The organism is Agromyces sp. Marseille-P2726 (assembly GCF_902809835.1).
Taxonomy (GTDB): Bacteria; Actinomycetota; Actinomycetes; order Actinomycetales; family Microbacteriaceae; genus Agromyces.
In genome coordinates, this window is record NZ_CADDWM010000007.1 from 71,279 (window position 1) to 94,353 (window position 23,075).

A 23,075-nucleotide genomic window follows, 5' to 3' on the forward strand; every position below is an offset into this window, starting at 1 on the left:
GCGACCCTGACACGAGACTCGAGCGCGTCGCTATGCGACATGCTGGACCAGGCCCGTCTGGAGCGTCAACAGGGCTAGGGCCTCGGAAACTGGTGGACGGTTCTGCCAAAGTCATTTCGTGGTGTTGAACAACTGGTGGGCGAACGACCCGGCCGAGATCTATTGGATGGAGATCCGTAGTGAGCCGGAGGGCCTCGGAGAATACCTTCTGGCACCCCAGCGAGACGGCGGCGGCAACGAAAACTGGTCGTACTCGCTGACTTCGTACGTGCAGCCTGGCGACCGGATCCTTCACTGGCACAAGCCCGAAAGGGGGGAGCCGGCCATCATCGGCTGGTCGGAAGCTGTTGGACCACTCGAGACACTCACATGGAGTTGGCAGGCGCGTGGAACGAGGGGCCGGGCTCGTGGCGTGCCGACGGTCGGACCCGCGTGGCGGATGCCGCTTGCGAACTACACCGAGCTCGAGCGGCCTGTGACTCGGACGACGCTCAACGCGCAGCGATCAGAGATCCTCGCCCTCCTCGACGACATCACCGCGAGCGCCGGCAAGCCGATCTATGCACCGTTCCAGAACTACGGGGATCGTGAGCTTCGAGCACAGCAGGGATACCTGACGAAGTTTCCGGCCGCGCTCGTCGCGCTCCTTTTCGATCATCCGGCCGACACGCCAGCCATCGCCGACGATCGTGTGCGGACAGCACGCGCGTCCGGGGCTCAGGGATACATGGCGGACGCCGCGAAACGTGTCGCACTCGAACGTCACGCGGTGAGCATCGCTATCGCGCACTACCGGGGGGCAGGCGCCACCGAGATCGAGGAACGCGGCAAGCCGTACGATCTCCGCGTCGTCATTGATGGAGTGGTTCGGCACGTGGAGGTGAAGGGTTCGATCGGCGTCGGGGTTCAGAGCGTGCAGCTGACTCAAGGTGAAGTCGAGCATGCCCGCGCCTACCAGCCGACCGACCTGTTCGTCGTTGACGGAATCATCGCTGAGAACTCGGGTGACACCGTCACGGTCAGTGGCGGGAACGCGCGGATATGGCCCGATTGGCTTCCCGACGACGGGGACCTGCGGCCGACGCATCTTAGGTACTCGTTGCCGTAGGGGGTCGGCGAGTTTCAGTGGTGCTCGCAGGCTGGCCGCGAGGGCGCATCAAGGCCAGGCGCATTCAGTCGCCATCGGCGCCCTTGTTGAGTCGTATCTCGGCGATGGCTGACGGACCACGGGGTCGGCGAGGCCGAGTCCAGCGTGGCGATTCCGGTCGGTCGTTTCTGACAGCGTTGCGATGCCGTGCCGCTGCCAGCGCCCGTTGAATCACCGTTCGACGATGGTGCGACGGGCCCAACTACCTTCGGAGGGGCCAGCAGGGCCGGGAATTTGTGACTATTAAGTGACTACGAGGCCTGTTTGCAATCGAAAGCTGCAGGTCGCGCGAGGGGAAAAATCCCTGATCAGAGCCGATGACGGGAATCGAACCCGCGCTGTCTGCTTGGGAAGCAGAAGTTCTACCATTGAACTACATCGGCCTGCGGCATCCGTTGGGTGCAGCGCTGACCATCGTAGCAAGCCCGAGCAGGCACGTTGCTACGCTGTCTGCGTGCTTCTCTCCGACCGCGACATCCGTGCCGAGCTCGATCGCGCGCGCATCCGGCTGGAGCCCTACGACCAGGCCATGATCCAGCCGTCGTCGATCGACGTGCGGCTCGACCGCTACTTCCGGCTGTTCGACAACCACAAGTACCCGTACATCGACCCCGCCGAAGACCAGCCCGAGCTCACCCATCTCATCGAGGTGCGGCCCGACGAGCCGTTCATCCTGCATCCGAACGAGTTCGTGCTGGCCTCGACCTTCGAGGCCGTCACCCTGCCCGACGACATCGCCGCTCGGCTCGAGGGCAAGAGCTCGCTCGGCCGGCTCGGACTGCTGACGCACTCGACTGCAGGCTTCATCGACCCCGGGTTCACCGGGCACGTGACCCTCGAGCTCAGCAACGTCGCGACGCTGCCCATCAAGCTCTGGCCTGGCATGAAGATCGGGCAGATGTGCTTCTTCCAGCTCTCCTCCGCGAGCGAGCGCCCGTACGGGTCGGCCGAGTACGCGAGCCGGTATCAGGGGCAGCGTGGCCCGACTGCGTCGCGCTCGTACCGTGACTTCCACCGAACGGATGTCGGCGTCACCGACGCAGGCGCCGGCGGCATCCTGGACAGGGCACCGGCATGACGAGCCGGCCCCGGGTGGTGCTCGCGCACGATTATCTCGTGCAGGCGGGCGGTGCCGAGCGGGTGGTGGCCGAGTGGGCGAAGGGCCTCGACGCGCGCACGATCGTGACCCTCGCGTACGACCCAGAATCGACGTTCGATGCCTTCGGCGGCCTCGATATCGAGGCGAGCCTTCCGCCATGGCTCGCAAGCCAGGTCGAGCGGTTGCTTCCGCTGTTGCCGTCGATCGCGGCCCGCACGAACGTCTCGGGCGGCGATGTGGCGCTCGTCTCCAGCAGCGGATGGGCGCATCGATTCCGCTTCCAGATCCCGCACCTCGTCTACGTGCACAGTCCCGCTCGCTGGCTCTACGCGGCCGATGACTACAGGGTGCGCTTGAGCGCCGTGCGCCGCGCTGGGCTCAGCATGAGCACGCCGCTGCTTCGCCGTGGCGACGCGGAGGTCATGAGCCGTGCCCGCGCGATCGTGGCGAACTCGGCCGTGACGCAGGAGCGGATTCGGCGGGCATACGGGCTGGAGTCGACGGTGGTGCATCCGCCGGTCGAGCCGGTCGCGGTCGAACCCGAGGCACCCGCCCGCGAGTTGCCCCGCGAGTTCGCGGTGGTCGTCGCCCGCGACCGCGGGTACAAGAACGTGGCGCTCGCGTGCGACGCGGCGCGCGCGGCGGGCCTTGCGATCGTCGTCGTCGGATCCGGCTCGGAGACGCTGGATGACCCGGCTCACGGCGTGCACGGTCTGGGCCGGGTGACGGATGCCCAGTTGTGCTGGGTGTACCGCCAGGCCGCGGTGCTGGTGGCGGCCGCGCGGGAGGACTTCGGTCTCACCGTGATCGAGGCGGCCCTCGAGGGAACCCCTGCCGCGACCATCGCCAGCGGTGGATACCTCGAGACCGTGAACCCGGGGGTGAACGGGTTCCACGCGGCATCCGCCACGGCACCCGACCTCGCAGACGCGATCCGCAGGGCGCGCGACCTCGATCCCGAGGCGTGCCGGGAATGGGGCCGCGGCTTCAATCGCGAGGCGCACGTGGAGCGCATGGCGCGGGTGATCGAAGACGTGCTTCCGCGGCCCGTGATGTGACTTCAGGTGCAGCGGGCGTGAACGAGTCCCAGGTGAGCGTGCCGCTTTGGGTGCGCCTGCGGTTCGGGCACGCGGCCGTCCAGTACATCGCAGACGAGGTCGGCGTCGACCTGCTGCACATCAAGGGCGCAGCGGTGGATCCGTCGCTGCGGCCGTCGGAATCGGGCAGCGACATCGACGTCCTGGTGCGTCCCGGCCACGTCGACCGGTTCGACCGAGCGCTCAGGGAGCGCGGCTGGACGCTCTACAGCACGTTCACGTACGGGTCACCTTTCGGCCATGCGCAGACCTACCTGCATGACGCATGGGGCTACCTCGACATCCATCGGTTCTTCCCGGGGATCCGCATTCCGCCCGCCCGTGCGTTCGATCGGCTGTGGTCCGACCGGCACACGATCGAGATCGCGACCATCGGATGCCCCGTGCCCAGCGTGCCGGCGCAGGCCCTGCTCCTCATCCTGAACGCCGCCCGCTCCCGCACGCCGCAGCATCCCGATATCGGGACGGCGTGGCGAGATGCGCCCGACGAGCGCCGGATCGAGATCGAGGCGCTGGTCGCCGACCTCGATGCGCCCGTGGCGTTCGCTGCAGCCGTCGGCGGGCTCGAGCAGTTCCGGCGTGAGCGCGACTACCGCCTCTGGAAGGTGACGTCGCGTGGTGGGTCGCGCTCAGAGGAGTGGTGGGCCCGCGTGCGGGCGGCTCCGACGCTCGCCGCGAAGCTCCGCGTCATCGCCCGTGCTCCACTGGTGAATGTGGACCACCTCGCGCACCGCCTCGGCCGCCGTCCGACGGCTGGCGAGATCGTGGTGGAGTTCTTCCGACGACCGGCGCAGGCGATCCGTGAGACGTGGCGCGGCCGACGGTCGGGCGTCGGAGCGAACCGATGACCGGGCTTCGGCCGACCCCCGGGGTGGGCACGCTGGAGGGCGACGGCATCATCTACGCCGCGCGCCTGCCCGATGGCCCGATCGTGGTGCTCGACGGCATCGCCGCGCTCATCTGGAACGAAGCCTGCTCGGGCGATCAGGCGACGATCGCTGAGCGGGTCGCAGAGGTGACGGATGCCGCAGCCGACGACATTCGCGCGCACGTCGACGACTTCGTCGCCAACCTCGTGGAGCGAAGGTTGCTCGCGCCGCTTGGGCTTAGTTCGGAGTGGGTCTGCTGATTCTTCGGTTCAATCCGGGTTCATGATGCCGGCGGCCGGGCTTATCGCCCGACCTCCGTTTCCTCGTGCAAGTCGCCCTCGATCCCAGCCGCGTTTGCGACTGTGCCGATCAATTTGCACGGGGATGAAGACCGGAGGTTTGCGCTTCATCCACTTCTCGCCGGCGCGAGCTTCCCCACGGCTCGTACGAATACTTCGGAATTGGTGCGGCCGCAGCATAGGTCGCTTGGCTTCGCAGTTCCGCTCATCGACCGGCAGCGTGGGTCGGGTGCATCCGCGCGGTGGATATTGGGGTTCACCGGCGGAAGGGGTAGTTACTCACCGAGGCCGGCCCAATGGGGTTGTCGGCCCGCGAACGGCCGGGGCGGGCTTCTCCATGTGTGGCCGAGCGCAGCATGGCATAGTGCTATTCATGCTTGCCCTGGTCACGTCGTTGCGCCATCCGCACAACAGCAACGACTACCCGCGGGTCGAGAGACTGTTGTACGAGTCCGTGGTGTCGTGGCTGCGTCAGACCGAAGACCGGTTCATGATCATCGTGGTCGGCAACCAAGAACCTAGGCTTCCACCCGACTCTCGAGTGAGATACGTCCCCGTAGCTTTCCCACCACCATCGCCTATTGCATCTCCCCGTACAGGTATCCCAAGCATTCTGCGGGACAGGGGAACAAAACTCGCCGTCGGTCTTGCAGCGGCGCGTCAGCATGGCGCGCAACACATCCTGTTCATCGACGCAGATGATTTCGTCAGTCGCCGCGTTGCCGCCCATGTGGCTGCTCACCCCGAGGCTATCGGGTGGCGCGTAAATTTCCCGTGGCGAGTCAACGTCGAACGGCGAGCCATTCATTCCCACGAAGGTGGCACGTTCAGTATCGTGCGCACCGACCTCTACCCAGACCCACAACTGCCGCTCGATGCCACGCAAAGCGAGCTCTACGACGGGTACGGCGAGAAGCTGGAACGTTGGCTGGGATCGCACCTGCACATCGGATCGGATCTAGGGCTGCCGCCGTTGCCGTTCGACGGGGCGCTGTATCGCGTCGGCACGGGGGAGTCGCATTCCGGAATCTCCATGGGGGGACTTGGGCGCCCAATTTCACGTGCGCTTGCTCAGGAGTTTGGGGTTCCCGCGACGCCGCGCACGCCAGCGGGGCTGCTCCGGGCTGTGTTGCCATCGCAGCGGGCATGGAAGGATCGCTTGGCCCCGTTCCGAGGCGCCCGCGGCTCAGAGCGCTGACGGCCCACCCGTCTAGAAGCTGGATGGAGTTCTTCGGCTTCAGCAAGCGCGACTTTCCGTGGCTGACCCGAGCCACACAGCGACCGCGAACATCATCGAAGAGGCTCGCAAGTACATCGCATCGACACGTGCCTGGGTAGCGGTGCAGCCGGCGAACTAACTGCCTGTCCTGTGCCCGGAAGCGAGCGTCGTCTATCCTCGACATCAGCGTGCAGCGCCGCTGCAATTGATCGAGGGCACGGGGACAGATGGATCACAGCGGAGCGTGGAACCGGCGCTCTCGCGCTTTCCGGCAGTACACGCGAGCCGCGTTCGTACCCGGAATAGTACGCCGTGGCTCCGTGGTGGGCGCCTACTGGTGGATCGGTCTTCCCAACTTCGGTGATGCCCTCACGCCGATGCTACTGCCCAGATACGGACTCGTTCCGGTGCATCGGCGATCTGTCGATGCACGTCTTGCCGGAGTCGGCAGCATTGTGGAGCACTTGCCGCCCGGCTTCTCAGGCGCAGTCTGGGGTAGCGGGCTCTTGCACGATGCAAGCCACCCGATGCCTGAAGCTCATCTGCTTGCCGTCCGTGGAGTACTCACGGCCGAGCGCGTTGGTGCTGGGGAGCGCACCGCACTCGGTGACCCCGGTCTCCTCGTTGGGAGGCAGCGCCGACGCCGAGAGCCGAAGTGGGACGTCGGCATCGTGCTGCACTTCTCCCAGCGTGGCACCCGTTCTCTCACGCGTCTCGCTGAGGGGTCAGGCTTGCGGGCGCGTTTGATCGACGTTCGTCGTGCGGCGGCGCCCGTGGTTCGTGAGATCTCGCAGTGCGCGACGATCGTGACCACGTCGCTGCACGGTCTTGTCACCGCAGATGCCTTCGGTATTCCAACCGTGTGGCTGACGGCTGAGCCGGGACTCCGAGAGGGAACCTTCAAGTTTCGCGATTACGAGTCGGTGGTCACCTCTGGCTGGAGCCGCCACCTTGCGTTCGATGAGCGAATGTCGCTCGCGAACGTCGTCGAGCATGCCGAAGCGGCGCCGCGCTCGACGGTGGATGCGGCTTGTGAGGGTCTCGAGGCCGCGATTCATCGTCTTCCAGAAGTTCTCGTTAGTCCGCTCGAGTCGTTCCCATGGGGCATCCCAACCGTCATGCAGTCGCGTACGCCGACGCCCAGGTCCGCATAATCACTCTGGCAGGGTTCTGGTCGACGCGACGGCCCGCAGCCTGCGGACCATCAGATCTATTCGATGCCGAATTCCTCGTCCTGCTCGTCGGACGACGGCTGACCACCCCGATGGGAGCGAATACCCGAGATCAGCAGCGAACTCCCTGATTTCGATGTGGTATGGCTCGTTGATAGTGATCACACGGTCGATGAACTTGCCACGGACGGCTCGATACGCGTCCAGATCGAATCTCTCGCTGTAGGCGTCGAGCTGGCCAGCGATCTCTAGGGTGAGCTGGGTGCGCAGGCACTTGTAACAGGTAGAGCAGTTCCGCCCGTGCGCGGGCAGCCAGGTGCAGACGTTCAGACTCTGTCGTGCAGCCGGGATTCCGGCGATGAGAACCGTCTTTTGTGCTCGGGTGAGCCGGTCGCCATGGGAACTTGGGTGAAACTGGCTGTTGACCAGGAGCGGGGTTGCGATGGAGTCGGCGTGACCAGTGGTCGGGCTTGCGAAGACACCGAGATCACGAAAGGCGTAACTCCCCGCCGCAAGGTAGCGGCCGATTCCCCCCATCAGCAGCGCTGCGGCGGCGAGGTTGCGGGGCCCGTGGCTCTGTCTGAAGAAATTCGACGGGTAGAAGTCGTCGAGATTCGAGTCCACGGCAACGAGCGGGAGTCCGATCTGCTCGGTGGTCGGCGAGAGCAATTCGTGTAGACGTTCAAAATCGCGTCGACCGGCGTTTCCCGAGCCGGTCGCGCCGACGTTGAAGAGGGTGAGGTGTGTGAGCCGCAACCCGGGCGGGACGGGTGAGTAGTGGTGTTCGGCAAGTACCGCGAAACTATCAACGCCCGCCGAGAAGCCGGTGGCGACGCCCGCGGCCGGCGGGGCGGGCCGAAGCACCGAATGCGCGTCGATCGAAATCTCTCGCACGCGTGACAATACTGTCGCGAGTATCTGCTGATAGCCGTGGGTCAGGCTGTGCAGCAACTCATCTGTCACTTGCCCGTCGATTTCGATCGATTCGCCGTGCAGCATGGCCGGAATCAGCAGACCGATGACCGCTGGATCTGCACGTTCGGTAATCAGTCCCTCGTGAGAATCGGATACTTCGAACCACAGCTGTTCGGGAAGTTCAGACTTCCCATCGACGACAACAGCCCACCTGATTCGATCCCCGCTTTTCGTCATCTTGGGTGGGCCGATACGCATGCTGCGAGACTATCGAGTCGCGGGCGACCGCGAGCGGGCGATCGCATGCAGCTCTGGTGACTCCGGGGCAATGGGTACACGGTTCGTCTGTCCGGGGGATCCCCCACGACTACCCTGTTGTCCATGCGCATCCACCTTCCGAGCATCGGCGTACGCACTGAAATCTCGGCAGTGCGCGACTTCGAAAGGCTGGCGCAGCTGAGCGGCTCCGCTCGGCATGATCTCGTAGCTGATCCCGCTGAGGCAGACGTAATCCTGTTCACCGAACTCCACCAGCTCAACGACCCGATCTCACTGAGCCGTGTCTGGCAGTCGCCGGAGTTCAAGACGCACGCACACAAGTGCTATGTATTCGACCAGCGCCCGCGCTCGTACTGCAGTATGCCCGGCCTGTACACGAGCGTTCCGTGGCGCTCGCTCCGCCGGCAGTACCAAGTGCCCTGGAGTTACCACATGATCACGGACGTCCCACACGCACCAGACCGCGAGCCCGACCTGCTGTTCTCGTTCGTCGGCACAGCCCGATCGCACAAGTGTCGCGAGCAACTGTTCGGGCTCTCCCATCCTCGCGGTCTCGTGCGCCGCGTTGACGGGCACGTCAACTGGCGTCCCAATGACCCCGGGTTCGCTGAACGTCGGGATTCGTTCGCGGACTCGGTGACGCGCGCGTCGTTTGTGCTCTGCCCACGGGGACGGGCTACCTCGTCGTTCAGGTTCTACGAGACGATCGCCGCAGGTCGGGTCCCGGTGGTTCTGGCCGATGACTGGGTGCCGCCGGCGGGAGTGAACCTCCAAGAGTTCGCGATCGTCTGGCCCGAACGCAATGTGAGCGGCCTCGTGGATTTCCTGGAGGGCCTGGAGCCGGACGCATCAGCGATGGGGCGGCGTGCTCGCGAAGTGTTCGAAGAGCGGTTCGCTCCCGAGGTCATGTTCGATAACATCGTCGACGCGCTCAATACATTGGCGGCCACGCTACCGTGGGAGACGTTCCCGCGTTTCGGATACCCGCCCGATCGCCGAGTCGTGCGCCACCTTGTGGGGCGCTCGCGGAAGCTTCTCGGACAGCTCACCCCGTAGCGGGTCGTCAATGCACGTTCTCTGGGTGAGCGTCGAGGTGCCCGACCGTAACGGGCAGGGTGGGCAGCGGCGGCAATACCACCAGATCAAGGCCCTGGTCGCGCTGGGTCACTCGATCACCGTCCTTTCTCCCACTGCCGGCGCGGCACCGACCGACCTTCTCGCCGTGGCCTCGCTCATTCGGCCACGACTGCACATCCGTGGTCGCCGAGTTCCGCTCGCCCTTGCGAGGACCCATCGGTTGGTAACAGACCCGAGGTGGGATGGGATCGTCCTCTCGCATCCGGGGTCAGCTTGGCTCCTTCCAGAGACAGTCCGTGCACCCGTACTGCTCGATATGCACAACGTCATGAGCTTCTGGCATCGAGCGGCTGGCAGACACGAGGAATCCCTTCGATTCGAGTTGCTCGAGGCGGAGGCGATCTCGCGATCTGACGCGGTAATGACCTGCTCGCAGGTTGAGACCGAGCGTCTGAGGTCAATGCATCCTGGAATGGACACCACCACATTCATTGCGCCGCTCGGCATCGATCCATCTGAGTGGCCGAGCCAAACGTACTCACGGGACCGGGCGCTCGTTGCCCTGTTCGGCAATTGGGGTTGGGAGCCGAATCGCCGAGGCCTCGAATGGTTTCGCAATGAGGTGTGGCCCGCCACGAGATTGAGGTCACCGGACGCTGAAGGTCTCGTAGCCGGAACGGGCGCCGGCGATACGCGTGAGTGGCCCGATGGCCTCCGTTTCGTCGGGCGCGTCGAGAACCTCGCCGCGTTCACCGCGGAAGCCGCTGTGGTGGCCGTTCCGGTCGTCGAAGGTGTCGGTGCTCCTCTGAAGTTCGGCGAGGCGCTGGCAACCGGGAGCGCGGTCATCGCTACGCCCGACGCCGCGAGCGCGTTGCCGTCGAGCGGAGCTTACACTTCAGCGAATCCCGAGGAGTGGGCCGATTGGATACATCGGCGTTTGGAGGGACGGCGGGCAGAACCAGCGCCCTCCCCGATCCGCGCTCACGCACTCGCTGAGTTCACTTGGATGCGGGCAGCGGCTCCCATAGACGGCTGGCTCCGCATGAACGTGGCCACTTGACCGGGATCGCACCCCTACGATCACCTCGTGCAGACAAACGGGCTTGACCTAGTCGAGCCTGCGCTCGAAGCCACTCCCCGCGATCACCGCCGCCGGCGGCTTCGCCGAGACGGTGCGCCCTGGTCAGGGGATTGCACGCGGTATCCGTCGATACGGGGAACGCTCGCACGGCGGTCTTCACAGTGAGGATCGCGTTGGCCATCGATCCAGCCCGGCTATGATGCCGGAAGTGCCCGACCCGAGGGCGCTGCCGGAGGAGAGGCGATGGCACCAGCGCCGCGTGAACAGAGCCTGCTCGACCAGCTCCGTCTGACTCTCCTCATGGCTGACGTAGAACCCGGGCGCTGGGTCGCGGGCAACATCGTTGCTTCTGTTGCGCTCGCTGCACTCGACACCCTCGGCGTTGCGGCGATGATTCCGCTCATGCAGCTGGTCAGCGGTGACGAGAGCGGCTCGTTCATCGTTTGGATCTCGGAACGCCTCGGCACTTCATCTCCGTCGGTGCTCCTTCCGGTCGTTGCGGGACTCATCGCATTTGTCTTCATCGTGAAGAGCCTCGGCAGCATCGCATTCCGCTGGTGGCTCCTCGGCCGCACGACCAAGGTGTCCGCACTCGCCTCGGCAGAACTCGCGCGACGGTATGCCCTCGCGCCCTACGGAGATCACCGTGCCCGGCGAATGAGCGAGATCTACCGCAATATCAACGATGCTACGACCCAGTCGGCGAGCGTGCTCCTCGCGGTCGTCAGCGTCGCCTCGGATGCGCTCACACTTGCCGCTATCACCGCGGTACTGTTCGTGACCGCACCGTTCGTGACGGTGTTCGCGATCGTATTGTTTGGCGGACTCGTGTTCGGGGTGCAGCAACTCCTGCGTCGACGCCAGTACCGCCTCGGTGAGGAGATTGCGGCCGCCGGCCTCGAAGCCTGGCAATTCCTGCTTCCCGGGCTCGACGGATTCCGTGAGGCGCGTCTCACGTCGAGTTCCGGGAGGTTCATCGACGGGTTTCGGCGCGCACGGCTGCGCCGCGCCGACGCCGCTCGACAGATGGGCCTGCTGTCGGACCTGCCGAGGTACCTCCTCGATGTCGCGTTCGTCGTCGCGATCCTCGGTATCTCCTTGATTCTCTTCGCCACGGGAACGCCTGCGCATGCACTCACTGTGCTTGGGGTGTTCGCTGCGGCCTCGCTGCGTGCACTGCCAACGCTCAATCGCATCGCGGGCAGTCTCGTAACGGTTCGCACTGGCCGGGCCGGCCTCGATATCGTGACACGAATCGTCGATGAACTCGATGCGGGCGGTGCTCACGAGGAGCGACCCAAGGGCATACGCTACCGGGGCGACATCAATCTGCACCAGCTGGGCTTCAAGTACCCGGATGCCGAAGAACCTGTGCTGACCGGAGTGTCGTTGCGCATCGCCGAGAATCGCACGACCGCATTCGTTGGCTCCAGCGGCGCGGGCAAGAGTACGCTGCTCGATCTTGTGCTCGGACTGCTCGACCCGACCGAGGGAGTGATCGAGGTTGGCGGACGTTCGATCGCCGACGACCGTGCTTCGTGGTATTCGGGCCTCGGTGTAGTGCCGCAGGACGTGTTCCTCCTCAACGCATCCCTCGCCGCCAACATTGCATTCGGGGTGGCCCCGGATGACGTCGATCGTGCCCGGATCGACGAGGTGGTTCAGCTGGCCCAGCTCGAGGCACTTGTCGACGAGTTGCCACTTGGACTTGACACGACGGTCGGCGAGCGCGGAGTGCGACTCTCGGGCGGACAGCGCCAGCGCGTTGGCCTCGCCAGGGCACTGTACCGCGAGCCTAGGGTTCTCGTGCTTGATGAGGCGACCTCGGCGCTCGACAACGTCACCGAGCACGAGATATCCGAAACGCTCGGGAGGCTTCGAGGCAGCCTCACGATTCTGATCGTGGCGCACCGACTCTCCACAGTGCGCCATGCCGATACGCTTGTCTTCCTCAAGGACGGGCGACTCGTCAGCGAGGGAACTTTCGAACAGCTTCGTGCGGAGAACGCGGACTTTGCGCGACTGGTCGAGCTCGGAGAGCTCGACTGAGTGAACAGGGGGTCCCCCTCCACGCCTGCAAAGCGAACCCGCGGGATGAATTCATTCACTCGTGCGTTCCCTTCCTATTGCGAACGGCGGTGAAGGTGACGTCCTCCGGGCGGGACGTGCACTCCCCGACCCCGACGGCCACTTCCCCACCTGCGATACTGGAGCGAATCTCAGCAAAGGACAGAGCCATGGCTCCCATGAGCATGCGCGGAGAAATCTGGCGCGAGCGCATCGTCGACTGGTGGTCGGGCGCGTGGCGTTGGGTGTTGATGGCGGCGGGTGCCATTGTTTCCGTGTACGTGGTGCTCGACCAAGGGCTCGAGCATGGGGCGATGACCGCGATTGCGATTTCCGGACTCGTCATTGGCGTCGCGATTTCCAGGTCCCAACCCCTCGCGATCGTGCTCATGGCGTTGCCGGGTCTCCTGATCGTGGAGCGAGTCGGTCTTGGGGGAACGGACCTGTCGGTGTCGGATGTCGCGCTCGCCGCGGCATTCGGGACGGCCGTGCTCCTGGGCCAGCGCCCGTACAACCGGCCGCTGCGGCAGCTGCTCTGGCTCAACCTCTTCTACCAGTTCACGACGCTGTTCACCGTCATCGTCAACCCGTACGTCGCGAACACTGTCGAGTGGTTCCACGCGTGGCTGCTCATTTCTGGCGCGCTCATCGTTGGATGGGCCGTTGGCGCGGGCGGATATGCACGCCTCGGACTCTCGCTCCTCGTCGGAGCGGCCTGCATCATCGGCGTAATCACGATCATCCAGGGTGCGATCGCGTATGCCTCGGGAGACTTCGGCCCGGTGTATCCGTCATGGCCCTTCCCCATGCACAAGAACTTCGTGGGAACCGTGGTGGCGGTCGCCGCGGCGGTGGTCTATGTCAATCCCGATTGGATCGGATGGACCAAACGGTGGGCGTGGACCGCCTTCTGGTTGCTGGTCGTGGCTCTCCTCCTCTCGCAATCCCGCCAGGCGCTCATCGGCCTGATGGCCGCCGTGCTCATCGCGGTCATCCGGCGACGGATTACGGAGCGTTCACGGTTCGTGTACCTACTGCTGATCCCGGCAGCTTGGCTCATCGTCAGCATGGTGATCGAGCAGATCGAGTCCCAGAATCAGCACAACTCCGTCTTCCAACGGCTCAACTGGTTCCGGGAGGTCTACCACTACTGGCGCGAGTCGCCGGTGTTCGGACACGGCTTGCGCTATTGGTACAACGACTCCACGGTCCCCTTCCAACCGCCGCAAGCCGAGGTGGAGGTGCTCGCCTCTGCGGGAGTCGTCGGTCTCATCGGCTTCATCGTCATGTGGATCGGCATCATCGTGGTGCTGTGGCACGTCGACCCCCGATTCGGAACACTCGCGGTCGCGGTCACCTTCGCCCGTATCGTGCAAGCGCAGTTCGACTTATTCTGGGCCGCCGCGTCCGTGTCGATCCCGTTTGTCATCGTCGGCATCTGCCTCGGTGCCATGGCACGTGAGCAGCGCGGTGATCCGACCCGATCGACCGACGCGAGCATCACTGTGTCCCCACTCTCCCGCGCTCCGCTGCGTTGACCTGCTGAGCGCACCTGGTTGTACTGCGGACCCGCGCCGAAGTCCGTTGGCATACCATTGAGCCAATCTCGAATACGCTCAGCCCTCTGAGGCGGGCGCACAGCTGACCGGAGGGTTGCATGGAGCTCCGCGACTACCTGCGTGGTCTGCGCCGACATTGGATCGCCATCCTCCTGATGACGATTGTCGGCGCGGGTGCGGGGTATGGCTGGACGTTGCTTCAGACGCCGGTCTACGTCGCGGGTGCGAGTGGTTACGTTTCGTCGACCGGCGTCGAGGATCTCGGCACTTCGACGCTCGGTGACTCGCTCGCTCGCTCCAAGGTCGCGACGTACCTCGAGATCGCTGGTTGGCGCACCGTTGCCGAGGACGCGATCGAGGAGCTCGATCTCGACACCACGCCTGAACAGCTCGTGAATCGCATCGAGGTCTCGAACCCGCCCGACACGACATTCATCAGAGTTTCTGCGCAGGGCGCGTCGCCTGAGGAAGCTCGGGCACTCGCCGAAGCATGGATCGACGCGATGAAGGTCCAGATCGACGAAATCGAAGGTGACGGTAGTCCTGGTTCGGCTCCCGTCACCATTCTTCCGGGTGACGAGGCGTCGCTCCCTGCATCACCGAGCTTCCCCGACGTGCAGACCGCCGTGATCGTCGGGGGCATCCTCGGCTTCGGCTTCGGCATCGCGTTCGCCATGATCCGCACAGTCTCCGACAGACGCATCCGCGCGGGCGACGACGTGGAGGCGCGGACCGGCGTCTCTGTCGTCGGAACCATCCCGATCGTGCCGGGCCTCGACGGCGAGCACCGCCTGGTCGAATCTTCGACGCATTCGAACGGCAAGAACAACACGTTCGCCGTCTCGGAGGCGTTGCGCGCGCTCAGAACCAACCTTCAGTTCATGGACGTCGACCACCCGCCGAAGACGATCGTGGTCACCAGTCCGCTCCCGGGCGATGGCAAGTCGACCATCGCGTGCAATCTCGCGCTGACCCTTGCGGCCGGCGGGAGCACCGTGGTGCTGGTCGACGGCGACCTGCGCAGGTCGACGGTCGCGAAGACCATGGGGCTTCCAGGAGGTGCGGGGCTCAGCGACGTACTCGCCGGAAGGGCAACTCTCGTCGATGTGCTGCAACGAACGCCGAAGTCGAGCAATCTCTTGGTGCTCGCGGCAGGAAGCGTACCTCCGAACCCGAGCGAAGTGCTCGGATCCGAGCGCATGCACGCACTGATCGCCGATCTCACCAAGCACGCGACCGTGATCATCGACGCGCCGCCGCTCCTTCCGGTGACGGATGGCGCGGTGCTGACCCATCAGGCCGACGGCGCGCTGATCGTCGTCACCCTTCGGAAGACGACGTTCGATCTGCTCGACAAGGCCCTCGACACCCTGAAGAAAGCAAGAGGACGGCCGCTCGGCGTCGTGTTGAACCGTGCGCCGCTGCGTGGAGCCGACGCAGCCGCATATTCGTACGAGTATCGGCGCGACTACAAGCCCTCCGCAGCGACGGCAAAGCTACTTCCTGCCGAGCCGCCGACGCCGGCCGCGCTTCCAAGCGAGTCTGATTCCGATCTCGACGTCCTTGTCAGCGAGACTCCCGCGGCGTCGCGTCGGGGCGCCCGTCGCAACTGACGCGTGGATCAGCGGACTCCCGGCATAACCCACGCTGACGCGGTCGGCTCGGTGCGAGCGCGTGTGGCGCTCGTGAGCTCTTCGTACACACCGTACGTCGGCGGCGTCGAGGAGCACGTGCGCCAGGTGGCTCGTGAACTCCGAAGCGATGGCGTAGGGGTGGAAGTGTGGACTGTCGATCGTGGCGAGTCGCTCGGCGCCAGGGAGGTGGAGGGCGTGATGGTGCGTTACCTTCCGACGCCGCTCCCTGCCGCGTCGCCGGGCGCAGTGCTCCGGTTCCTGTTACGGTTTCCGTCAGCCTGGCGGCACTGGACCGCTGCACGACAGCAGTTCCAACCCGATGTGGTGCACGTACACTGTTTCGGGCCGAACGGTGCGTACGCGCTCGCGGTGAGCCGGCGATTCAAGCTCCCGCTCATCATCACGTCGCATGGAGAAACCATTGCTGACGACCACGCGTTGTTCGAGCGGTCGGCGCTGCTCCGGTCGGCACTGCGACGAAGCCTGAGGTCCGCGACGCACGTCACGGCACCGTCGCGGTTCGTCCTCGACGACCTACGGGCGAACCATGCTTTGAACGGCGGGACGGTGGTGCGGAACGGCGTCGTTCTCGACGCTCCCGAGAGCGCCGCGAAGCCGGCTCGCAGCGGCCGCTACCTGCTCGGCGTCGGCCGACTGGGCCGCATGAAAGGCTTCGACCTGCTGATCGACGCCTTCGCACGTGCAGACCTCGACCGCGACATCCGACTCGTCATCGTCGGTGACGGCCCCGAGCGGTCTCGACTTGAGGAGCAATCCGATCACCTCGGTCTGGGGTCCCGCGTCGAGTTCACTGGTCGACTGGATACCGCGGCAGTTGCTGGCGTGATGTCGAACGCCCTCGCCGTGGTCGTTCCCAGTCGCACGGAGGCCTTCGGCATCGTTGCGCTCGAGGCGTGGCGTAGCGGAGCGCCGCTCGTCATGACGAATCGGGGCGGTGCGCCCGAGTTCGTCCACGACGGTGTCGATGGGATCTTGGTGGACCCGGTCGACACGGTAGCCCTCGGTGAGGCCGTGACGCGAGTGAGCGTCGACCAGCGACTGCGGTCGCAGCTCGTTGCCGCTGGACGCGAGCGGGTGGGCGAATTCACGTGGGCGCGCGTGGCGGAAGCCTACGAGGAGCTGTACGCGGCGGCATCCGCACCGAATTCAGGAGCGGGATGAACTACTCAGGCCCGCTCACACGTCGACTCCGTCAACTCCGCCGTATCGCGACTGCTTCGACCCGGCCAGCGATGTGGCGCGGTGGCGTTGTAGTGCCGGCGCACTGGTGGGACGGGCATCCGAACTTCGGCGACGATCTCACCCCGTGGCTCCTGCCGAACTACGGCGTACTGCCGATTCACCGCGTCGCCTCGCGCGCGCGCCTCGCCGGCGTCGGAAGCATTCTCGAGTTCCTGCCAGCCGACTGGGACGGCGTGGTCTGGGGCAGCGGCCTCATGCTCGGCGAACCACACGCCCTGCCGCACGCGCGGGTGCTCGCGGTGCGCGGGCACTTGACGCGGGAACTGGTCGGAGCGCCCGACGATGTCGCGCTCGGTGATCCCGGTATCCTCGTCGGGCGTCTGCGACCGCGGCCCGTACGGCGGTGGGATGTCGCGCTCGTGCCCCACGGTCACCATCGATCGCACATGCCGTTCCTCGCGCTCGCCGAGACCGCCGGGTACCGGGTTCGCGTCGTCAACGTGCACCAGCGCGCGGAGCGAGTGGTGCGGGAGATCGGGGCGAGCGGCGCCGTCATCACCACGTCGCTGCATGGGCTCGTGACGGCCGACGCGTATGGGATCCCGGCCGTATGGACCACGCTCGAGCCACCACTGGGCGGCGGCCCATTCAAGTTCCACGACTACGAGTCGGTGGTCACGCCGAGCGCGACGCGATTCGTGCGATTCGATCCAGAGATGTCGCTCGCCGACCTCGTCGCGTCGACCGCAACCTCGCCTCGTGAGACCGTCGACGCGGCTTGCGACGCGCTCGAGGCTTCGGCGGCACAGCTGCCCGATGCCGTCCGCGCGCCCGGACGATTCCCACGAGACGTACCGCGAATGCTCGTTGGCCGCGCCTGACATCGGTCAGGCCAGCGACGCCCACACACGGGCGTGTTCCTCGGCGCACCGTTTCCACGTGAAGTGAGCAGCTCGTTCACGCGCCGCCCGGACGAGCGCGCCGGTCGAATCGCCGCGCGTCGCGTCGAGCATCCCGCTGGCGAGTCCGGGGCCGGTCGGGTCGACGAGGAGACCGGTGTCGCCGACCACTTCGGGTAGTGAGCTCGTCGCCGCGGCGACGACAGGCACGTTGGCCGCCATCGCCTCGAGAGCGGGCAGGCCGAATCCCTCGTAGAGGGAAGGGACGACCACCGCTGCAGCCGCTGCGACGACCCCTGGCATGAGCTCGTCGGGCAGGCGTCCGGCGAGCACGACGCCGGGCATTCCATCGAAGAGTTCATTGCGACGTCGATGCGTCGGACCGGTGAGCACGAGACTGAGGCTCGGTCGCTCTCGCTGCACCAGCGGCCAGGCCTCGGCAAGCGCCTCGAGGTTCTTCCGGCGGGATGCACCACCGGCGTGGAGCACGTACTCCTCGGGTATTCCGAACGATCTACGGGTGCCGCTGGGCAGTGGATCTGCGTCGAAGAATCGATCCTCGACGCCGTTGTGCACCACGTGGGGCTCGGTGATCCCCAGCAACTCGGCCGCTTCCCGGGCGCTGAACTCGGAGACGCAGATCACCGCGGCCGCCCGCCGGGCCTCCCCGATCGCCGCGGGCACCGGTGGCGACTCGTCGGGGAAGCGCCATGCAACGACATCGTGGATCGTGATCACATCAACGCCCGGCGCTGGCGGCAGTTCGAGGTTCATTCGGTGCGTCACCGTGTCGCGGCCGTACAACAGTCTTCCGACCTCACGCCGCATACCAGCGGATGCCCCGACGACTCGGGCCATCGGCAACCGGCGGTTGCCTGGGAGCCTCGAGCGGAGTGAGCGCGCAACGATCCGACGAACGCCCCAGTCACGATTGTCGACGCTTCGGAGCGCCGATGCAGCATTTGCTGCCACCTGCTCCTGGTAGACCTGCGCACCCATCGGGCTGTCGGTCGCCATGGTCGCGAGCGTCAGCCTCGGGCGTGCGGCATCTGGGCCGATGGTCGCCTCCTCCGTACTCGTCAGGGCGTCTGGCGGTATCAAGGTTAGGCGAGACGGCGATGCGTCGTCCGCCGGAAGGTAGGCTCCGCGTATGCCGACCACCTTCAACGTACGCGCGCTTGCGAGCACCGTCCGCATCGAACTCGATGACTCGCTGAGCCAGGCCGACCGCGAGGCGATCAAGGCGCACTGGGTCGATCTTGTCCCCGACGGGGAAGATGAGGCCGATCTGGTCATCCGGGCAGGCCTTGGCGTCCACTCGGTGTCCGCCGGTACGCAAGTGGTCAAGGCCGATTCGCCCACGTCGCTCGCCCAGCGGATAACCACCGAGGTTACGCTCGGCGCCATCGGTGGGCTCCGTGGCGGCGCGCTGATGCTCCACGCGAGCGCTGTGGCCCTCGACGATGGGCGCGTGATCGGGTTCGTCGGGCCATCCGGCCGAGGAAAGACCACCGCCGCCCGAGCCCTCGGGCGCTCGTACGGCTACGTGACCGATGAGACGCTGGCGGTGCGCGCCGATGGTTCCGTCATCGCCTACCCGAAGCCGCTGTCGATCGGGTCGCGGCCCGGTGTGAAGACCACCGAGCCGGCGTCGATGCTCGGGCTCCGCGGGGCGCCAGCCGACAATCTGCGGTTGGTGGCGCTCGTGCTACTCGACCGGCGGCCCGAGGCCGACCAACCGTTCGTCGAGTCGGTTCAGATCGTCGACGCATTGGCAGAACTCGTGCCGCAGACGAGTCACCTTTCGGCGCTCGAACACCCGCTCCGAACGTTGACAGAGGCGATTCTCTCAACCGGCGGCGTGCGACGGATCGTCTACTCTGAGGCATCCACCCTGCCGACACTCATGGATGAGGTGCTGAGCGAAGTCGACAACGATACGCCGATGCTCACTGATATCTCGAGCATGTCCCAGCGGGGATGCGAGGGTCTCTTGGGCCCTGCGGAAACCCGCCCGGGTGCTTCAGCATCGAACCAGCCGGGCGCGTACTGGAGAGCAACCTGTCTCGATGCGCTCCTCGTCGATGACGCATTGATCGTGCTCGTGCCGGGTAAGGCGGTCGTGCTCGTCGGCATAGGGCCGACACTCTGGCTCGCGGCCGACGGACTTACCGAAAGCAAGCTGCTCGAGGTCGCGCTCAGAGCGTTTCCGGAGCCACCCGCGGGTGTCGATGTGGCCGAGGTCGTCGCCCGCGCATTGGCCAGCATGGTTGAGATGCAGATCCTCGTCCGTGATTGAACCCCCCGGAACGAGGGGGCAGTAGCGTTCGACGAATTGCCCCTGTAGCCTCTACAGTTGGCTGAGAAACCCGACCCTGGGGGTCAGCGCCATCCACCATAGGAAAGGCCCAACCGTGAGTGACCTCGAAGAACAGAAGCCTGGGATCAGCCGCCGCACAGTTGCGAAGGCGATGGCCTGGTCCGTCCCGGCGATCGCTATAGCTGCGCCGGTCCCAGCCTTTGCAGCATCGCCGGTGCCCCCCCGGTTTTCGACTTCGGCAACGCCATCAAGAACCCCGGCAATAGTTGCACGACTGCCTGTATCCAGAAGCAGTCCTATGGCGTTCCGGTGACCGTCTCCAACCCCACCGACTCCGACCTCGTCATTCAGTTTACCGACTACAACTTTGGCGCCGACAGCAATGGAAATGGTGGCGCTTCGATCGGAGTGAACAACGTCGGAGTGGCCTATCCGCAGTCTCCGATCAACTGCAACGTCAAGGTAGCTTCCTGCGCGCCCCTCCCGTGTGGTGCGGCCAACAACAGTGTTTGTGTGCCAGCAGGCTCTACGTTGATGTTCTGGGTGTTCTCGAACGAGTTCGGGTCCAGCCCGAACACCAGTCAGTACATCCCGTGGCAGTGGTTGGACCCGAGCAACGGCTGTGCTGTCGTGCTGAACAGCGCCGCATACTCGCCCACGTCGCCGCCGAACGACGCCTGCTAGCGAGCCTTCGCGCTGGTCCGGAACACCCGGAGCAACGGAGAGGATCTCATCGACCATGTGCGTGGATAGCAGGCGCTGACTGGCCGGCACCGCTGCATGCACGATGTGTCCGAGGCTAGTCACGGCCCGGTCGCGCTCGTAGCCGTCCGCGCGGATGATGCGCCGCTGTCAGAAGCGATCCTCTCGAGCAGTGCAACGTATCGCTTCGCGGTGGTGTCCCAACCGCGGTCTTGTACGCTTGCCCGTGCACGACCCCGATAAGCGATCGGGTCGCCTGCGGCGAGCTCCTCGAACCGGTTCCCAATCTTGACGGGGTCCTGGTCGACGAGGAATCCGTTCTCACCATCGTGGACCAACTCGGGCGCGAATCCCACTGGAGTAGCGACCACCGGTAGTCCGCACGCGAGTGCTTCGAGCACGACGAGCGCGTTGGCCTCGTAAGCGCTGGGCAGAACGAAAATGTCGGAAGCCGCGAAGAACAGCGGAAGATCGTGACGGCGCCCGACGAACAGCACGCGCTCAGCAACACCGTGTTTCTCTGCCAGCGCGCGCGCTTTGGGGATGGAAGCGGCGTCTCCTCCCACCACCAGAAGCATCACCGTGGGCGCGTGCGCTAGTGCCTCGATCGCGTAGTTGAGCCCCTTGCGTTCGAATTCATGGCCAATGAATAAGACGACTCGGTCGTCGTCGTCGAGACTGAACACCTCGCGGGCCTTGGCCCGTTCGGCGAGTGTAGGCGGGCGGAACCGGTCCAGATCAACGCCGTTGGGGATCACGGCGATCGGCGGGCGAACTTGACCGTAGGTCCGGCGAAGGGTGTCGGCTTCGGACGCCGACAGCGCAACGACCGCTCTGTGTATGCGGCTGCGGTAGCGGATGTAGTCGCGGACGAACGTGAACGGGTGGGTTGGGTTGCGAAGCATGCGCCATAACCCGTGGCCACGTGCCCGCATAGCCGCGCTTACGACTCCGTGATTGACATAGACATCGCCGACCATGGCGTTGTTGTGACAGATCGATATTGCCCCTGGACGCTCGGCGAGGAAACGCCGCGCCCGCGCTGTGCCGAAAATGGTGAACCACACCATGCGCCGGAACAGCGCGAACGCGCGGAACAAGCTCGGACGATGCATGCGTCGCGCTGCTCGGCGGCGAGCGGTGCCGTACGTGAACGATTCGACGGTGTGCCCGAGAGCACGCAACTCGTGCTCGAGGTGCCACGCAACTCCGGAGACCCCGCCGCCCGGCCCGATGATGGGCACGATCTGAACAATGTGCATCTGGCTGTTCCTCCACGGAACACTGTGCGGGCGTAGCCTTGACCATTCGTACCCCCGCAGCGAAGTGCGCCTGCTGCAACCCTAGCCGGGGATGGTCAGATAGAATCTGCTGGTGCCAGGGCCCTTGACGATCGTGCCGCCACTAATCCTCGCAGCGGTCTTCCTCTGGAGCGGGATCGCGAAGCTGCGGCATCCCGACACTCTGCGCAGTTGGGCGGACTTGGGCGTGCCGGCACAGCTGCGTCAGACGTGGTTGCTGCGGCTGCATCCTTGGGCTGAAATGGTCTTGGCTCTCGCGTACGCGTTGCTCGGCGGCATGCTCGGCTTCTTGGCAGCCACAGCCGGCATAGTCCTGCTGGCCACGTACCTCGTGCTCGTACTGCAAGCGCTGCAGAAGCTGCCCGATGCAGCATGCGCATGCTTCGGCACGACTCAGCCCGTGACACGGATCACCGTTGTCCGAAATGCCTGGCTGGTGCTGATCGCCGTGGCCGCCCTCGCCATGAGCTGGATGAACCCGACGTTCGGCGGCCCTGTCGCCGCTGTGGAAGCCCAGGAGTGGGTATGGGTAGTGAGTTCGGGGGCAGTTGCGGTAACCGTCCTCCTCATCGCCTGGCCCACACTGCCGCAAAGCGGCGAGCTGACCGCGCAGGATCTCGTTCCTTCGGCGCCCGCCATGAACGCGACCGATGCCGACGGCGAGCTCGACTACATTCGCACTCGCACGCCGGCGGTTCCGGTCACGCTGGCCGACGGCACGTTGGTGAACTTGCGCCAGCTCGCGTCGAAGCGCCCGATCTTGTTGCTTGCGGTAACGCCCACATGCGGACCGTGCATACCGGTAATCGAGAACGTCTCCGAGTGGCGGAGGACGCTGCCCGAGGTCGATATCCGGCTCTTGCTTCAGTACGAACCGCACGACGGACAGCTTGCTGAGATGTCCGAACCACAATCACTTCACGATCCGCGCGGCTACGTGAGCGCATCGATTGCGGATTGGAAGACGCCGACAGCCGTGCTGCTTGGTGCCGACGGGCTCCTCGCCGGGGGCCCGGTTACTGGATTCGATTCGATCTCCGAGTTCATTGGGGACGTGTACGAGAGTCTGCATGGAGAGCGACCACCCGCAGTGGTGTAGCGGAACGTACTCCTCAAGAGCGCAGTGCGCCGCTGGC

At 65.4% G+C, this 23,075-nt stretch carries 20 protein-coding genes and 1 tRNA gene; 17 read left to right on the top strand and 4 right to left on the bottom strand.

Annotation, left to right across the window (positions count from 1 at the left end; translation table 11 throughout):
- The first annotated feature begins 118 nt into the window (after positions 1 to 118).
- Positions 119 to 1,108 carry a protein NO VEIN domain-containing protein gene (locus HUS56_RS02000; protein WP_173921743.1) on the top strand — a complete coding sequence of 330 codons (990 nt, stop codon included), beginning with the start codon at positions 119 to 121 and terminating at the stop codon, positions 1,106 to 1,108.
- Positions 1,109 to 1,459: 351 nt separating this feature from the next.
- On the opposite strand, the gene HUS56_RS02005 is transcribed toward HUS56_RS02000, so the two are convergent.
- Positions 1,460 to 1,530: transfer RNA gene (locus tag HUS56_RS02005), tRNA-Gly, on the bottom strand.
- A gap of 71 nt (positions 1,531 to 1,601) precedes the next feature.
- Between HUS56_RS02005 and dcd the strand changes: the two genes are divergently transcribed.
- The 6 genes from dcd (at position 1,602) to HUS56_RS02035 (ending at position 6,884) form a co-directional block, all read left to right on the top strand.
- Positions 1,602 to 2,225: a dCTP deaminase gene (gene dcd, locus HUS56_RS02010; protein WP_173921744.1), complete on the top strand. Its 624-nt coding sequence runs from the start codon at positions 1,602 to 1,604 to the stop codon at positions 2,223 to 2,225.
- On the top strand, positions 2,222 to 3,304 hold the full coding sequence (locus tag HUS56_RS02015) for a glycosyltransferase (RefSeq protein WP_173921745.1): 1,083 nt from the start codon (positions 2,222 to 2,224) through the stop codon (positions 3,302 to 3,304). Before dcd ends, HUS56_RS02015 begins: the two co-directional genes overlap by 4 nt.
- 32 nt (positions 3,305 to 3,336) lie before the next feature.
- Entirely contained in the window at positions 3,337 to 4,191 is an 855-nt protein-coding gene (locus HUS56_RS02020; RefSeq protein WP_173921746.1) for a nucleotidyltransferase family protein, read from the top strand.
- Entirely contained in the window at positions 4,188 to 4,472 is a 285-nt protein-coding gene (locus HUS56_RS02025) for a PqqD family protein (RefSeq protein WP_173921747.1), read from the top strand. The genes HUS56_RS02020 and HUS56_RS02025 overlap by 4 nt, the downstream gene beginning before the upstream one ends.
- Before the next feature lie 412 nt (positions 4,473 to 4,884).
- On the top strand, positions 4,885 to 5,709 hold the full coding sequence (locus HUS56_RS02030) for a glycosyltransferase family 2 protein (protein ID WP_173921748.1): 825 nt from the start codon (positions 4,885 to 4,887) through the stop codon (positions 5,707 to 5,709).
- A 548-nt stretch (positions 5,710 to 6,257) separates the two neighbouring features.
- Positions 6,258 to 6,884 (top strand): polysaccharide pyruvyl transferase family protein, encoded by a 627-nt coding sequence (locus tag HUS56_RS02035; RefSeq protein WP_254431246.1) that lies wholly within the window; start codon positions 6,258 to 6,260, stop codon positions 6,882 to 6,884.
- On the opposite strand, the gene HUS56_RS02040 is transcribed toward HUS56_RS02035, so the two are convergent.
- A complete protein-coding gene (locus tag HUS56_RS02040; protein ID WP_173921750.1) occupies positions 6,885 to 8,075 on the bottom strand; it encodes a hypothetical protein in 1,191 nt (396 codons plus the stop codon).
- 123 nt (positions 8,076 to 8,198) lie between these two features.
- Between HUS56_RS02040 and HUS56_RS02045 the strand changes: the two genes are divergently transcribed.
- The 7 genes from HUS56_RS02045 to HUS56_RS02075 all read left to right on the top strand — a co-directional run bounded on the left by HUS56_RS02045 (position 8,199) and on the right by HUS56_RS02075 (position 17,598).
- A complete protein-coding gene (locus HUS56_RS02045) occupies positions 8,199 to 9,152 on the top strand; it encodes an exostosin family protein (protein WP_173921751.1) in 954 nt (317 codons plus the stop codon).
- 25 nt (positions 9,153 to 9,177) lie between these two features.
- Positions 9,178 to 10,233, top strand: a complete 1,056-nt coding sequence (locus HUS56_RS02050) for a glycosyltransferase (protein ID WP_173921753.1) — start codon at positions 9,178 to 9,180, stop codon at positions 10,231 to 10,233.
- Positions 10,234 to 10,497: 264 nt separating this feature from the next.
- On the top strand, positions 10,498 to 12,303 hold the full coding sequence (locus HUS56_RS02055) for an ABC transporter ATP-binding protein (protein ID WP_173921755.1): 1,806 nt from the start codon (positions 10,498 to 10,500) through the stop codon (positions 12,301 to 12,303).
- A 188-nt stretch (positions 12,304 to 12,491) separates the two neighbouring features.
- On the top strand, positions 12,492 to 13,859 hold the full coding sequence (locus tag HUS56_RS02060; RefSeq protein WP_173921756.1) for an O-antigen ligase: 1,368 nt from the start codon (positions 12,492 to 12,494) through the stop codon (positions 13,857 to 13,859).
- Between the two features lie 119 nt (positions 13,860 to 13,978).
- Positions 13,979 to 15,493 (top strand): polysaccharide biosynthesis tyrosine autokinase, encoded by a 1,515-nt coding sequence (locus tag HUS56_RS02065; RefSeq protein WP_173921757.1) that lies wholly within the window; start codon positions 13,979 to 13,981, stop codon positions 15,491 to 15,493.
- 72 nt (positions 15,494 to 15,565) lie between these two features.
- Positions 15,566 to 16,696: a glycosyltransferase family 4 protein gene (locus HUS56_RS02070; RefSeq protein WP_173921758.1), complete on the top strand. Its 1,131-nt coding sequence runs from the start codon at positions 15,566 to 15,568 to the stop codon at positions 16,694 to 16,696.
- A gap of 92 nt (positions 16,697 to 16,788) precedes the next feature.
- On the top strand, positions 16,789 to 17,598 hold the full coding sequence (locus tag HUS56_RS02075; RefSeq protein WP_173921759.1) for a hypothetical protein: 810 nt from the start codon (positions 16,789 to 16,791) through the stop codon (positions 17,596 to 17,598).
- 6 nt (positions 17,599 to 17,604) lie between these two features.
- On the opposite strand, the gene HUS56_RS02080 is transcribed toward HUS56_RS02075, so the two are convergent.
- Positions 17,605 to 18,390: a glycosyltransferase gene (locus HUS56_RS02080; protein WP_254431239.1), complete on the bottom strand. Its 786-nt coding sequence runs from the start codon at positions 18,388 to 18,390 to the stop codon at positions 17,605 to 17,607.
- Between the two features lie 376 nt (positions 18,391 to 18,766).
- On the opposite strand from HUS56_RS02080, the gene HUS56_RS02085 reads away from it, so the two are divergent.
- Both HUS56_RS02085 and HUS56_RS02090 read left to right on the top strand, forming a co-directional pair.
- On the top strand, positions 18,767 to 19,915 hold the full coding sequence (locus HUS56_RS02085; protein ID WP_173921762.1) for a hypothetical protein: 1,149 nt from the start codon (positions 18,767 to 18,769) through the stop codon (positions 19,913 to 19,915).
- A gap of 330 nt (positions 19,916 to 20,245) precedes the next feature.
- Positions 20,246 to 20,620 carry a hypothetical protein gene (locus tag HUS56_RS02090; protein WP_173921763.1) on the top strand — a complete coding sequence of 125 codons (375 nt, stop codon included), beginning with the start codon at positions 20,246 to 20,248 and terminating at the stop codon, positions 20,618 to 20,620.
- A 119-nt stretch (positions 20,621 to 20,739) separates the two neighbouring features.
- Here the strand turns inward: HUS56_RS02090 and HUS56_RS02095 are convergent, their stop codons facing one another.
- Entirely contained in the window at positions 20,740 to 21,900 is a 1,161-nt protein-coding gene (locus HUS56_RS02095; protein ID WP_173921764.1) for a glycosyltransferase family 4 protein, read from the bottom strand.
- Positions 21,901 to 22,012: 112 nt separating this feature from the next.
- Here HUS56_RS02095 and HUS56_RS02100 point away from each other — a divergent pair, with 112 nt between their 5' ends.
- Positions 22,013 to 23,038 (top strand): MauE/DoxX family redox-associated membrane protein, encoded by a 1,026-nt coding sequence (locus HUS56_RS02100; RefSeq protein ID WP_173921765.1) that lies wholly within the window; start codon positions 22,013 to 22,015, stop codon positions 23,036 to 23,038.
- Positions 23,039 to 23,075 lie beyond the last annotated feature (37 nt).